General features: G+C 65.7%; 15 protein-coding genes. 7 read left to right on the plus strand and 8 right to left on the minus strand.

All coding sequences use genetic code 11. The features are described from left to right. Window positions 1-201: SDR family NAD(P)-dependent oxidoreductase (locus tag VKI00_RS18585; RefSeq protein ID WP_324439939.1), on the minus strand; the 201-nt coding region annotated here is incomplete at its 3' end. A 13-nt stretch (window positions 202-214) separates the two neighbouring features. Beyond that, window positions 215-973, minus strand: coding sequence for an SDR family oxidoreductase (locus VKI00_RS18590; RefSeq protein WP_324440009.1), 759 nt, complete (start codon window positions 971-973; stop codon window positions 215-217). A gap of 95 nt (window positions 974-1,068) precedes the next feature. On the opposite strand from VKI00_RS18590, the gene echA20 reads away from it, so the two are divergent. The 4 genes from echA20 to ipdC are packed head-to-tail and all read left to right on the plus strand — an operon-like array spanning window position 1,069 to window position 4,509. Beyond that, the gene (gene echA20 / locus VKI00_RS18595; RefSeq protein WP_324439941.1) at window positions 1,069-1,827 is read left to right on the plus strand and encodes a (7aS)-7a-methyl-1,5-dioxo-2,3,5,6,7,7a-hexahydro-1H-indene-carboxyl-CoA hydrolase; all 759 of its coding nucleotides are present in this window, start codon (window positions 1,069-1,071) and stop codon (window positions 1,825-1,827) included. Further along, window positions 1,824-2,708: a cholesterol ring-cleaving hydrolase subunit IpdA gene (gene ipdA / locus VKI00_RS18600; protein ID WP_324439943.1), complete on the plus strand. Its 885-nt coding sequence runs from the start codon at window positions 1,824-1,826 to the stop codon at window positions 2,706-2,708. Before echA20 ends, ipdA begins: the two co-directional genes overlap by 4 nt. After that, window positions 2,705-3,451, plus strand: coding sequence for a cholesterol ring-cleaving hydrolase subunit IpdB (gene ipdB, locus VKI00_RS18605; RefSeq protein ID WP_324439945.1), 747 nt, complete (start codon window positions 2,705-2,707; stop codon window positions 3,449-3,451). Before ipdA ends, ipdB begins: the two co-directional genes overlap by 4 nt. Then, window positions 3,448-4,509 (plus strand): (3aS,4S,5R,7aS)-5-hydroxy-7a-methyl-1-oxo-octahydro-1H-indene-4-carboxyl-CoA dehydrogenase, encoded by a 1,062-nt coding sequence (gene ipdC / locus VKI00_RS18610; RefSeq protein ID WP_324439947.1) that lies wholly within the window; start codon window positions 3,448-3,450, stop codon window positions 4,507-4,509. Before ipdB ends, ipdC begins: the two co-directional genes overlap by 4 nt. On the opposite strand, the gene VKI00_RS18615 is transcribed toward ipdC, so the two are convergent. Both VKI00_RS18615 and VKI00_RS18620 read right to left on the minus strand, forming a co-directional pair. Further along, window positions 4,506-4,901: a VOC family protein gene (locus VKI00_RS18615; RefSeq protein ID WP_324439949.1), complete on the minus strand. Its 396-nt coding sequence runs from the start codon at window positions 4,899-4,901 to the stop codon at window positions 4,506-4,508. The two genes, ipdC and VKI00_RS18615, sit on opposite strands and share 4 nt — an antisense overlap. Beyond that, window positions 4,898-5,584, minus strand: coding sequence for a DUF899 domain-containing protein (locus tag VKI00_RS18620; protein WP_324439951.1), 687 nt, complete (start codon window positions 5,582-5,584; stop codon window positions 4,898-4,900). The genes VKI00_RS18615 and VKI00_RS18620 overlap by 4 nt, the downstream gene beginning before the upstream one ends. Window positions 5,585-5,666: 82 nt before the next feature. On the opposite strand from VKI00_RS18620, the gene VKI00_RS18625 reads away from it, so the two are divergent. Further along, entirely contained in the window at window positions 5,667-6,257 is a 591-nt protein-coding gene (locus VKI00_RS18625; protein WP_324439953.1) for a TetR/AcrR family transcriptional regulator, read from the plus strand. A gap of 141 nt (window positions 6,258-6,398) precedes the next feature. Here the strand turns inward: VKI00_RS18625 and fadA6 are convergent, their stop codons facing one another. The 4 genes from fadA6 to ipdE1 are packed head-to-tail and all read right to left on the minus strand — an operon-like array spanning window position 6,399 to window position 10,055. Then, window positions 6,399-7,547, minus strand: a complete 1,149-nt coding sequence (gene fadA6 / locus VKI00_RS18630) for a steroid 3-ketoacyl-CoA thiolase FadA6 (RefSeq protein ID WP_324439955.1) — start codon at window positions 7,545-7,547, stop codon at window positions 6,399-6,401. Window positions 7,548-7,549: 2 nt separating this feature from the next. Next, window positions 7,550-8,128, minus strand: a complete 579-nt coding sequence (gene kstR2 / locus VKI00_RS18635; protein WP_324439957.1) for a TetR family transcriptional regulator KstR2 — start codon at window positions 8,126-8,128, stop codon at window positions 7,550-7,552. Next, a complete protein-coding gene (gene ipdF / locus VKI00_RS18640) occupies window positions 8,125-8,913 on the minus strand; it encodes a (5R,7aS)-5-hydroxy-7a-methyl-1-oxo-2,3,5,6,7,7a-hexahydro-1H-indene-carboxyl-CoA reductase (protein ID WP_324439959.1) in 789 nt (262 codons plus the stop codon). The genes kstR2 and ipdF overlap by 4 nt, the downstream gene beginning before the upstream one ends. Continuing rightward, complete coding sequence (ipdE1, locus tag VKI00_RS18645) at window positions 8,910-10,055, minus strand: acyl-CoA dehydrogenase IpdE1 (protein WP_324439961.1); 1,146 nt, start codon at window positions 10,053-10,055, stop codon at window positions 8,910-8,912. Before ipdE1 ends, ipdF begins: the two co-directional genes overlap by 4 nt. Window positions 10,056-10,164: 109 nt before the next feature. On the opposite strand from ipdE1, the gene fadD3 reads away from it, so the two are divergent. Next, the gene (gene fadD3 / locus VKI00_RS18650; RefSeq protein WP_324439964.1) at window positions 10,165-11,694 is read left to right on the plus strand and encodes a 3-((3aS,4S,7aS)-7a-methyl-1,5-dioxo-octahydro-1H-inden-4-yl)propanoate--CoA ligase FadD3; all 1,530 of its coding nucleotides are present in this window, start codon (window positions 10,165-10,167) and stop codon (window positions 11,692-11,694) included. After that, window positions 11,694-12,830, plus strand: a complete 1,137-nt coding sequence (locus VKI00_RS18655; RefSeq protein WP_324439966.1) for an acyl-CoA dehydrogenase family protein — start codon at window positions 11,694-11,696, stop codon at window positions 12,828-12,830. The genes fadD3 and VKI00_RS18655 overlap by 1 nt, the downstream gene beginning before the upstream one ends. The last annotated feature ends 54 nt before the right edge of the window (window positions 12,831-12,884 follow it).

Here is a 12,884-nt window from a genome sequence, read left to right on the forward strand (position 1 = left end):
GGCTTCCCCACCGGCCGCGGTGATCTCGTCGACCACGCCCTGCGCAGCGCTTCCGCCGCTTGCGGGTGAACCGTCCAGTCCCACCCCGATGTCATTGACCACCACGCGCGCGCCTTCGGCCGCGAAGGCCCGCGCATGGGCGCGGCCGATACCGCCGCCCGCTCCGGTGACGATGACGACGCGGCCGTCGACTAGCCCCATGCTCGTGACTCCTTTACTTGATCGCGCTGGCGTTCGTGGTGGCCAGATAGTGCGGCGGCTCGCCCCCGCCGTGTACCTCCAACGAGGCACCGCTGATGTAGGACGCCGCATCCGAGGCCAAAAACGCTGCGGCCCAACCGACATCGGCAGGGGTGGCCATCCGGCCGAGCGGCACGTTCTTCGAGATCGCGGCGATCGACTCGGCGTCGCCGTAGAACAGGTCGGCCTGCTCGGTTTCGACCATGCCCACCACGCAGGCGTTCACCCGGACCTTGGGCCCCCATTCCACCGCCAGCGTCTGCGTGAGGCTCTCCAGGCCGGCCTTGGCCGCCCCGTACGCGCCGGTGCCGGGGGACGGCCGCCGGCCGCTGAGACTGCAGATGTTGACGATCGACCCGCCGCGCTCCTGGTTCTGCATCTTCTCATTGGCGCACTGCGAAACCAGCAGCGCACCAATCAAATTGAGTTCGATGATCTTGCGGTTGAACTTCGGGCTGGACTCCGCGGTCAGTACGTACGGCGACCCTCCCGCATTGTTGACGACGACATCGAGGCTGCCGTGTTTGTCGACGATCGCGTCGATCATCGACTTGACGGCCTCCTCGTCGCGGACGTCGCAGGAGTAGAACTCGTAGGGCAGGCCCTCGACCGCGCGCCTCGCACAAGTCACCACGGCGGCACCCTGCTCGGCGAAGACTGAGCTGATGCCGGCGCCGACCCCCCGAACGCCGCCGGTCACCAGCGCAACCCGGCCGGCGAGCCCGAAGCTGATCGCGGGGCCTCCGTCGGCGTGGGTCACTGTGCTAGCGTACCAAGCAAGTGCTTGCTTAGGTAAATCGTCCCCCAAGGAAGTGGCCGAGGAGCTCGATGACAATCACGTCACGCACCACCGAACCGGGGATAGTCGCGGTCACCGTCGACTTTCCCCCCGTCAACGCCATCCCCTCGAGCGGCTGGTTCGAACTCGCCGACGCGCTCACCGCCGCCGGCGAGGACCCAGAGACGCACGCGGTGATCTTGCGGGCTGAGGGCCGTGGTTTCAACGCCGGGGTGGACATCAAGGAGATGCAGCGCACCGAGGGATTCACCGCGCTGATCGACGCCAACCGGGGCTGCTTCGCCGCCTTCCGGGCGGTCTACGAATGCGCTGTGCCGGTGATCGCCGCGGTCAATGGCTTCTGCGTCGGCGGCGGCATCGGCCTGGTAGGCAATGCCGACGTGATCGTGGCCTCCGAGGATGCGACGTTCGGGCTGCCCGAGGTCGAGCGCGGCGCGCTGGGCGCGGCCACCCACCTGTCCCGCTTGGTGCCACAACACATGATGCGGCGGCTATTCTTCACCGCGGCCACCGTGGACGCCGCCACCCTGCATCACTTCGGTTCTGTGCACGACGTGGTGCCGCGGGAGGAATTGGACGAAGCAGCGCTGCGGGTGGCCCGCGACATCGCCGCCAAGGACACCAGGGTGATCCGGGCGGCCAAGGAGGCGCTGAACCTGATCGACGTGCAGCGGGTCAACTCGAGTTATCGCATGGAGCAAGGCTTTACCTTCGAGCTCAATCTCGCCGGCGTGTCCGACGAGCACCGCGACTCGTTCGCCGGTACCGCGAAGGGCAAGAAAGCGTGAGCGATAAGCGCACCTCCGTCGACGACGCCGTCGCGCAACTGCGCAGCGGTATGACTATTGGCATCGGCGGCTGGGGATCGCGCCGCAAACCAATGGCGTTTGTGCGGGCCATGCTCCACACGGACATCAAGGACCTGACCGTGATCACCTATGGCGGGCCGGATTTGGGACTGCTGTGCTCGGCGGGCAAGGTGCGTCGCGTCTACTACGGGTTCGTCTCGCTCGACTCGCCGCCGTTCTACGACCCCTGGTTTGCCAAAGCCCGCACCACTGGATCCATCGAGGCCCGGGAGATGGACGAGGGCATGCTGCGTTGCGGATTGCAGGCCGCGGCGCAGCGGCTACCGTTCCTGCCGATCCGCGCCGGGCTGGGCAGCTCGGTCCCGGACTTTTGGCAGGGCGAACTGCAAACGGTCACCAGCCCTTACCCGGCGCAGGACGGCGGACACGAAACGCTGATCGCGATGCCGGCACTGCGCCTGGATGCCGCCTTTGTGCATCTCAATCTCGGCGACTCGCAAGGCAATGCCGCCTACACCGGGATTGACCCCTACTTCGACGATCTGTTCCTGATGGCCGCCGAAAAGCGTTATCTGTCGGTGGAGCGCGTCGTCTCCACCGAGGGACTCATCAAAGCGGTGCCGCCGCAGGCGCTACTGGTCAACCGGATGATGGTCGACGCCGTTGTGGAAGCGCCCGGTGGTGCTCACTTCACCACGGCGGCACCGGATTACGGTCGAGACGAGAAGTTCCAGCGCCACTATGCCGAGGCGGCGTCAACGGACGAGGGCTGGCAGCAGTTCGTGCAAACCTACCTGTCGGGCGGCGAAGCCGAATACCAGGCGGCCGTGCGTCGGTTCGGCGAGGAGGCATCTAAGTGAGCACCACCCGAGCTGAGGTCTGCGCCGTCGCCTGCGCCGAGTTATTCAGGGATGCAGGCGAAATCATGGTCAGCCCGATGACGAACATGGCATCGGTCGGAGCGCGGCTGGCACGGCTGACCTTCTCCCCGGACATCCTGCTGACCGACGGCGAGGCGCAGCTGCTGGCCGACACCCCGGCGCTGGGCAAGACCGGACCCGTCGAGGGCTGGATGCCGTTCGGCCGGGTGTTCGAGACGCTGGCCTGGGGTCGGCGGCATGTGGTGATGGGCGCCAATCAGGTCGACCGCTTCGGCAATCAGAACATCTCGGCGTTCGGGCCGCTGCAGCACCCGACCCGACAGATGTTCGGCCTGCGAGGCGCGCCCGGCAACGCGATCAACCACGCCACCAGCTATTGGGTGGGCAACCATTCCAAGCGGGTGTTCTGCGACGCCGTCGACGTGGTCTGCGGTATCGGCTGGGACAAGGTAGACGCCGACAACCCGGCGTTCCGGTTCGCCAACACCTACCGAGTGGTGTCCAATCTCGGCGTGTTCGACTTCGGCGGGCCGGACCACGCGATGCGGGCGGTGACGCTGCACCCGGGTGTTTCGCCCGACGACGTCCAGGACAACACATCGTTCGAGGTGCACGGTCTCGACGAGGCCGGCGAGACCAGGCCGCCGACCGAAGACGAACTGCACCTGATCCGCGAGGTCATCGACCCTAAAGCATTGCGGGATAAAGAGATACGCTCATGAGATTGCGCACGCCGCTGACCGAGCTTGTCGGTATTGACCACCCGGTGGTGCAAACCGGGATGGGGTGGGTGGCCGGCGCTCGGCTGGTTTCGGCAACGGCCAACGCGGGCGGACTGGGCATCTTGGCCTCGGCCACGATGACCCTCGACGAACTGGCCACCGCGATCGGGAAGGTCAAGGCAGCCACCGACAAGCCGTTCGGCGTCAACATCCGCGCCGATGCCGGCGACGCCGACGACCGCGTGGACCTGATGATCCGCGAGGGCGTCAAGGTCGCGTCCTTCGCATTGGCTCCCAAGCAAGAGTTGATCGGCAAACTGAAAGACGCCGGGGCGGTGGTTATTCCGTCGGTCGGCCTTGCGAAGCATGCACGCAAGGTGGCCTCCTGGGGCGCCAACGCGGTGATCGTGCAGGGTGGCGAGGGTGGTGGACACACCGGGCCGATCGCCACGACGCTGCTGTTGCCGTCGGTGCTTGACGCGGTGAACATCCCGGTTATCGCGGCGGGCGGGTTCTTCGACGGTCGCGGACTGGCCGCGGCGTTGTCCTACGGCGCCGCCGGGGTGGCCATGGGTACCCGGTTTCTGCTTACGTCGGATTCCACCGTGCCGGACGCGGTCAAGCAACGATATCTGCAGGCCGGACTGGACGGGACCGTCGTCACCACCCGCGTCGACGGCATGCCGCACCGTGTGTTGCGCACCGGGCTGGTCGAGAAATTGGAAAGTGGTTCGCGGGCGCGGGGATTCACAGCAGCCGTGCGCAACGCCGCGAAGTTCAAGAAGATGTCGCAGATGACCTGGGCGTCGATGATTCGCGACGGCCTGGCGATGCGGCACGGCAAGGAGCTCAGCTGGTCGCAGGTGGTGATGGCGGCCAACACCCCGATGTTGCTGAAAGCCGGCCTGGTCGAAGGCAATACCGACGCCGGCGTGCTCGCCTCCGGTCAGGTGGCCGGTATCGTCGAGGACCTGCCGTCCTGCGCGGAGCTGATCCAGACGATCGTCGCCGAGGCCGTCAAACACCTACAGTCGGCGTCCGCGTTCATCCAGGACTAAGACGTCGGCTGCACGACCATCAGTGTGTGGCCGGTCGGGTCGCGGAACCAGAACATCGGTGGAACCGGCTCGCCCATTCGCGACACCTGCGCATCGACGTCGACGCCGAGTTCCTTCATCGCCGCGTGGGTGGCGTCGATGTTGTTGGTAGTCAGCGTGATACCGGTGTTGGTCGGCTGCACCGGACCACTATCCGGCGGGGGTGGAGCAAGCGCTATGCCGGTCGTGCCCTCGGGCGGGTACACCTCGATCCACCGGTAGCCGCCGCCGAACGGCTGGTCGGTTCGCTTCTCGAACCCGAGTGACTCGTAGAACGCGACCGCTTTGTCCTGCTCGGGTGTCGGCACGCACACCAGGCTCATCGTCGTCAGGCCGGTCGTCGTAGTGGTCATTCTGCCCCTCCGTATGCTCGAGCGATCTCCTGCGAGCCGGCCCACCGGCTGTACGTTGGCGACTGCGGCCACCCGTCCGGCGAATCCTGCCACTCTTCCTGGCGGCCATACGGCAGTAAGTCGATCAACGCGAACGAATGACTGAGTTGTTCGGTCCCACGGCCATTGGTGTGCCAGGTTCGGTAAACCCGATCGCCGTCGCGCAGAAAGACATTCACAGCGAACCCACCGCCCGGTGGAGCGCCGACGTCCTCGCCGAACGAGCTGTTGGCAGTCGAGTACCACGTCATCCGGTTCCCCACCCGTCGCTTGTATGCGAGCGCCTCGTCGATGGGCCCCTGGGTGACGATGACAAATCGGGCGTCGTAGCTGTCCAGGAACTCCAGTCGGGTGAACTGTGAGGTGAAGCCGGTACAACCGGGGCACTGCCACTCCTCACCTGGAAACCACATGTGGTTGTAGACGATGAGCTGCCGCTTGCCGTCAAACACGTCTACCAACCGCACCGGCCCGTTCTCCGATTCCAAGACATAGTCCGGCATCTCGACCATTGGCAGCCGCCGTCGCTGCGCGGCGACCGCGTCGAGCTCGCGGGTGGCCGCCTTCTCTCGGACCCGAAGTGCGTCCAGCTCACGCTGCCAGGCCTGGCGGTCGACGACGGGTGGCAATCCTACTGTTTTCACAGAAACCCCTCCGTTACGATGTTCACGCTGTCAACATGGTAATGTTCACACCGTACACTTCGACCCTGAGGAGGGTCAAGCGTTGACCGATTCGAAGACCGGCTACCACCACGGCGATCTGCGCGCGGCATTGATCGACGCCGGCCTTCAACTCGCCCGTGACGGCGGGCCGGAAGCGCTCACCATTCGGGAAGCGACTCGGCGAGTTGGGGTTTCGCCTAACGCCGCATACCGTCACTTCGCCGACCGCGAAGCATTGCTGAGCGAGGTTGCGACCGCCATTCAGTCCCTGATGGTGGCGCGGATGCAGACCTCAGTGCGCCGGCGTGGCTCAACTGAGCTGCTGCGCGCCGTCGGCATCGGCTACATAAAGTTCGCGCTGGATGAGCCGGGGTGGTTTGCGGTCGCATTCTTCGGAGCCGACCAATCCGACGAAACAATCAGTGCCCCACCTTATCTGGCGTTGGTCGAGGCGCTCGACGCCATGGTGGATGCGGGCGTGCTTTCACCGCAACGACGCGACGGCGCCGAATGGCCCTGCTGGTCGGCCGTGCACGGGTTCGCCGAACTGGCCCTGCGTGGACCACTGCGCGGCGCAAGCCGCCGAGAGGTGGAGTTGCTGGCGGGACGCACCGTCGACGACATCATCGCCGGACTGCGCCTGCGCCGCTGACGTCACGCCAGCCCCTTGCGCACCATCAACTCGGTATGCACATCGTCTTGGAAACGAACCCATATGTGATATCAGTCGGACTGGTAGCACATATGGGTTGAAAACCGCAGAAGCCACCAGCCCTTCAGCCAGGGACTGGAGTTACAGACGTTCGATGATGGTGACGTTGGCGGTACCGCCGCCCTCACACATCGTCTGCAGGCCATAGCGGCCACCGGTGCGCTCCAGCTCGTTGAGCATGGTGGTGAACAGCTTTGCCCCGGTGGCGCCCAACGGATGGCCGAGTGCGATCGCGCCACCGTTGGGGTTGACCTTCTCCGGGTCGGCCTTGATTTCCTTGAGCCAGGCCAACACGACCGGCGCGAACGCCTCGTTGATCTCGACGGTGTCGATGTCGTCGATTGACAGCCCGGTCTTCTCGAGTGCGTAGCGGGTGGCCGGAATCGGTCCGGTGAGCATGAAGACCGGGTCGGCGCCGCGGGCGCTGATGTGATGGATACGGGCGCGCGGTGTGAGTTTGTGGTCCTTGACGGCCTGTTCGGACGCCAGCAACACCGCACTAGCGCCGTCGGAAATCTGGCTGGCCACCGCCGCCGTCAACCGGCCACCCTCCGACAGCGTCTTGAGCGCGGCCATCTTCTCCAGCGACGTCTCCCGCGGCCCCTCGTCGATCCGGAATCCGTCCACGGCAATGATCTCGTTGTCGAAGTGTCCGCCCTGGATCGCGGCCAGCGCCCGCTCGTGGCTGGTTAGCGCGAACTGCTCCATCTCCTCGCGGGACAGGTTCCACCGTTCGGCGATCAGTTCCGCGCCGCGGAACTGGGAGATCTCCTGATCGCCGTAGCGGTGTAGCCAGTTCTTCGACTCGCTGGTCGGCGAGGTGAACCCGAACTCCTTGCCGACCACCATCGCCGACGCGATCGGAATCTGGCTCATGTTCTGCATGCCGCCGGCCAGGATCAAGTCCGCGGTGTTGGCCATGATCGCTTGCGCACCAAAGGAAATCGCCTGCTGGCTGGAGCCACACTGCCGGTCGACGGTCACTCCGGGAACCTCTTCAGGATAGCCCGCCGCCAGCCAAGCGTTGCGACCGATGTTGCCGGCCTGGCCGCCGATCGCGTCCACGCATCCGACCACCACGTCGTCGACGGCCGCCGGGTCAACGTCGACCCGCTCGAACAGCCCGTGAAATGCGGCCACGCCCAAGTCGATTGGATGCACGCCGGCAAGCGATCCGTTACGCTTACCAACGGCGGTACGGACGGCCTCGACAATGTACGCCTCTGGCATTTCTAATCTCCTTCTTTGGTGATTCCACCTAAAACGATAGCGAGATACTGCTGGCCCACCTGTTTGGCGGTGAGCGGTCCGCCGGGCTGATACCAGCGCACCGACACCCAGGTGGTGTCGCGGATGAATCGGTAAACCAGGTCGACATCGAGATCGGGACGGAAATAGCCTTCCTCGATGCCCTGGTGCAGCACGTCGACCCACATCTTGCGCTGCTGCTTGTTCATGTCCTCGATGTAGGCAAACCGCGGCTGTGACAGCAACCGCTTGGCCTCATCCTGGTAGATGACCACCTGGGCATGCCGGTGCTCGATCGCGTCGAACGACGCCATGAACAAACCCCTGAGCCGCTCTAGCGGATTCGGCTCGGTGTCGATGATCTCCTGATAGCGGTCGAACAACCCGTCCAGGAAGCTGTGCAGCAGCTCGTCGACCATCTCCTCTTTGGACGCGAAGTGGTGGTAGAGGCTGCCCGACAATATGCCGGCACCGTCGGCGATGTCGCGGACCGTGGTCGCGCGCAGGCCACGTTCAGCGAACATGGTCGCCGCCAGTGCCAACAGCTCGTCGCGGCGGTTCATGGGTGTTGACTCGACACCGAAATCACTTCTCCGGTCAGGTAACTGGAGTAGTCGCTGGCTAAGAACGCGATGGTGGCCGCCACCTCCCATGGCTCGGCTGCTCGTCCGAAAGCCTCCCCGGCTGAGAGCCGATCGAGCAGATCGGTCGAGGTGGTCTTGTCCAGGAACTTGTGCCTGGCGATGCTCGGCGACACCGCATTGATCCGCACCCCGTAGTCGACGGCCTCGATGGCGCTGCAACGCGTCAGCGCCATCACCCCGGCCTTGGCTGCGGCATAGTGGGATTGCGAGTGCTGCGCACGCCAGCCAAGGACGCTGGCGTTGTTGACGATCACCCCGCCGTGGTCGGTGTCGCGGAAGTAGCGCAGCGCCGCGCGGGTGGCGCGAAACACCGACGTCAGCGTGACGTCGAGGACGCGGTCCCACTCCTCGTCGGTCATATCCGCGACCGGTGTTTGTCCGCCCAGTCCGGCGTTGTTGACCAGCACGTCGATCCGGCCCATCCGCGCGTGGGCCGACGCGATCAGCGCATCGACCTGAGCAGAGGACGTGACATCGCAGAGCACGTGCTCGACGCGACCCAGCCCCAGCGCCGACAGTTCCTCGGCCGTCTCGCCCAGCCGTCGCTCGTGGTGGTCCGAGACGACGACGTCAGCACCTTCGGCCAGCGCCCGCCGTGCGGTGGCCGACCCGATGCCGGTGCCGGCGGCAGCCGTGACGATCACGACCTTACCCATCAGAAGCCCGTGTCCGGCAACCTCTTTCGGCGCAACGGCTAACGTCATCTAGCCTCCCTGGGTAGGCCAAGCACACGCTCGGCGATGATGTTGCGCTGAATCTCGTTCGAGCCGCCATAGATGGTGTCCGCGCGGGTGAACAGGTACAGCCGCTGCCACTCGTCGAAGTCTCCGCTGTCCAACACCAGACCCGCCTTGCCCTGCACGTCCATCGCGATCTCGCCCAGATCGCGATGCCAGTTGGCCCACAACAGCTTTGAGACGTTGTCCTGTCCGGGCTGCTCGACGTCCATGGTCGCCAAGGCATACGAGCGCATCGCCCGCAGGCCGGCCCACAACCGGGTCAGCCGTTCGCGGATCAGCGGATCATCAGCGGCACCAGTGCGTTTGGCGAGTTCAGCGACGCCGTTCAGCTCGCGCGCGTAGATGATCTGCTGACCCAGCGTGGAGACACCGCGTTCGAAGGTCAGCGTTCCCATCGCCACCCGCCAGCCGTCACCCGGCGCGCCGACCACCAAGTCGGCATCGGTGCGGGCGTCGTCGAAGAACACCTCGTTGAATTCCGAGTCACCCGTGAGCTGGACGATCGGGCGGACCTCAACCCCGGGCTGGTCCAACGGCACCAGCAGATACGACAACCCGGCGTGGCGCTTCGAGCCCTTCTCGGTGCGAGCCACCACAAAACACCACTGCGCCCAGTGGGCCAGCGACGTCCACACCTTCTGGCCGTTGATCACCCACGCGTCGCCGTCCAGCACCGCCGAGGTGGACACGTTGGCCAGGTCGCTGCCGGCACCCGGCTCCGAGTAGCCCTGACACCACAGCTCGGTGACGTCGAGAATTCGGGGCAGAAATCGCCGCTGCTGGTCGGGAGCGCCGAAGGCGATCAACGTCGGCCCAAGCAATTCCTCGCCGAAGTGGTTGACCTTCGCGGGCGCATCGGCGATTGCGTACTCCTCATAAAACGCGACCCGATGCGCGACGGACAGGCCGCGGCCGCCGTGCTCGACCGGCCAGCCCAAACAGGTCAGGCCCGCTTTCGCGAGATGCTGATTCCAGGCCCGCCGCTCTTCGAATGCCTCGTGCTCGCGACCCGGCCCACCGAGCCCCTTGAGCGCGGCGAATTCACCGACCAAGTTCTCGGCCAGCCAGTCGCGTACCTCAGCCCGGAACTCCTCGACGCCCTGCACCCCTGTAGGCTAACCTACCAAGCACTTGCTTTGTTAGTCCGGCGACGATACAGAGCGCGCAGCGCGATGAGGAGGAGCCGGACAGTTGAGGCTTGAGGAGCTTGCATCGATGCCGAGCGATCCGCAGACGATTCCTGCGGTGTTGGACCGCATCGCGCGCGAGCTACCCGACCACAATGCGCTGGTCACGCCCGATCGCACCCTTACCTTCGCCGAGCTGCGCGACGAGGTGCGCCGTGCCGCCGCGGCGATGATCGCGCTGAGTGTGAGCACAGGCGACCGGGTGGCGATCTGGTCGCCGAACACCTGGCACTGGGTGGTTGCCTGCCTGGCCACCCATTACGCCGGCGCCACCGTGGTGCCGCTGAACACCCGCTACACCGTCGCCGAAGCCACCGACATCCTGGCCCGCACCGGCGCTCCGCTGCTGGTGGCGATGGGTGAGTTCCTGGGCACGGACAAGACCGCCGATCTCGACCGAAGCGCGTTGCCGGATCTGCGTCACATCGTGCGGGTGCCGGTCGATGCCAATGACGGGACGTGGGACGAGTTTGTCGCCGCCGGCGCTGGGAGTACAGCCCTCACGGCCGCCGATGTCCGCGCCGCCGCGGTCCACCCCGACGACGTCTCCGACATCCTGTTCACCTCCGGCACCACCGGCCGCAGCAAAGGCGTGCTGTGCGCGCATCGGCAATCGTTGTCCGGTTCGGCGGCGTGGGCGGCCTGCGGCAAGATCACCAGCGACGACCGTTACCTCTGCATCAACCCGTTCTTCCATAACTTCGGCTACAAGGCCGGAATCCTGGCCTGCCTGCAGACCGGTGCCACGCTGATCCCCCAGCTGACCTTCGACGCCGAGCAAGCGATGCGCGCAATCGCCGAGCACCGGATTACCGTGCTGCCCGGGCCACCGACCATCTTCCAGATGCTGCTCGACCATCCCACCCGCGGCGGCTATGACCTGAGCTCGCTGCGGTTCGCGGTCACCGGCGCGGCCACGGTGCCGGTCGTGTTGATCGAGCGGATGCAGACAGAACTCGACATCGACATCGTGCTGACCGCCTACGGCCTGACCGAATGCAACGGGTTCGGCACCATGTGCCGCGCCGACGACGACGCCGTTACCGTCGCCACCACCTGCGGACGGCCTGTCGCCGACTTCGAGTTGCGGATTGGAGATCACGGCGAGGTGCTGCTGCGTGGTCCCAATGTGATGCTCGGTTATCTCGACGACCCGCAAGCCACCGCGGATACCGTGGACGCCGACGGCTGGCTGCACACCGGTGACATCGGAAAGCTCGACAACGCAGGCAATCTCCAGATCACCGACCGGCTCAAGGACATGTACATCTGCGGCGGTTTCAACGTCTACCCGGCCGAGGTGGAGCAGGTGCTCGCCCGCCTCGACGGCGTGCTGGACTGCGCGGTGATCGGCGTGCCCGACGAGCGGCTCGGCGAGGTCGGCCGGGCATTCCTGGTGACGCGGCCCGGAGCCGGTCTTGACGAGCAGGCGGTGATCGCCTACACCCGTGAGTATTTGGCGAACTTCAAAGCCCCCCGTTCGGTGAGGTTTGTCGACACGCTGCCGCGCAATGCCGGCGGCAAGGTGGTCAAGCCGCAATTGCGAGAGATGCCCTGATGGACCTTGATTTCGACGACAACACGTGCGCATTCCAGCAGGAGGTGCGCCAGTTCCTGGCTGCGAACCGGGACTCGTTCCCGACGCATTCCTATGACACCGCGGAGGGCTTCGAGCAGCACCGGCATTGGGACAAGGTGCTATTCGATGCGGGTTTGTCGGTCATCAGCTGGCCACGAAAGTACGGCGGCCGCGACGCAACCCTGCTGCAGTGGGTGGTTTTCGAGGAGGAGTACTTCCGCGCCGGTGCGCCCGGGCGGGCGAGTGCCAACGGCACCTCGATGCTGGCGCCGACGTTGTTCGCACACGGCACCGAAGAGCAGCTGGACCGGATATTGCCAAAGATGGCCAGCGGCGAGGAGATATGGGCGCAGGCCTGGTCGGAGCCGGAGTCCGGTAGCGACCTCGCCTCGCTGCGCTCGACGGCCACCCGCACCGACGGTGGCTGGCTACTCAACGGCCAAAAGATCTGGAGTTCGCGAGCACCGTTCGGCGACAGGGCTTTCGGATTATTCCGCTCTGACGCCGACGCGGAACGCCACCGCGGGCTGACGTACTTCATGTTCGATCTCAAAGCGGACGGAATCACCGTGCGGCCCATCGCCCAACTCGGCGGCGACACCGGGTTCGGCGAAATCTTCCTCGACGACGTATTCGTGCCCGACGCCGACGTGATCGGCGAGGTGCACGACGGGTGGCGGGCCGCGATGAGCACGTCGAGCAACGAATGCGGCATGTCGCTGCGCAGTCCGGCGCGCTTCCTGGCCGCCGCCGAGCGCCTGGTTGAGCTGTGGAAGACCCACGACGACAGCGCCTTCGGTGATCAGGTGGCCGATGCGTGGATCAAAGCCCAGGCCTACCGGCTGCACACCTTCGGCACCGTGACCCGGCTGGCGAGGGGCGGCGAGCTGGGCGCCGAGTCCTCGGTGACCAAGGTGTTCTGGTCCGACCTGGACGTCGCGATACACCAGACCGCGCTGGACATCCGCGGCGCCGACGCCGAGCTGGCCGGCTCGTGGACCGACGGGTTGCTGTTCGCGCTCGGCGGCCCGATTTACGCCGGCACCAACGAGATTCAGCGCAACATCATCGCCGAGCGGCTGTTGGGGCTGCCCCGGGAGAAAGCCAAATCATGATCCCGCGCCCAATGGGACTGGCAATTGACCTGTCTCGGAAGGTTTGGGTTGCCG

It is taken from the genome of Mycobacterium sp., assembly GCF_035314665.1.
Lineage (GTDB): Bacteria > Actinomycetota > Actinomycetes > Mycobacteriales > Mycobacteriaceae > Mycobacterium.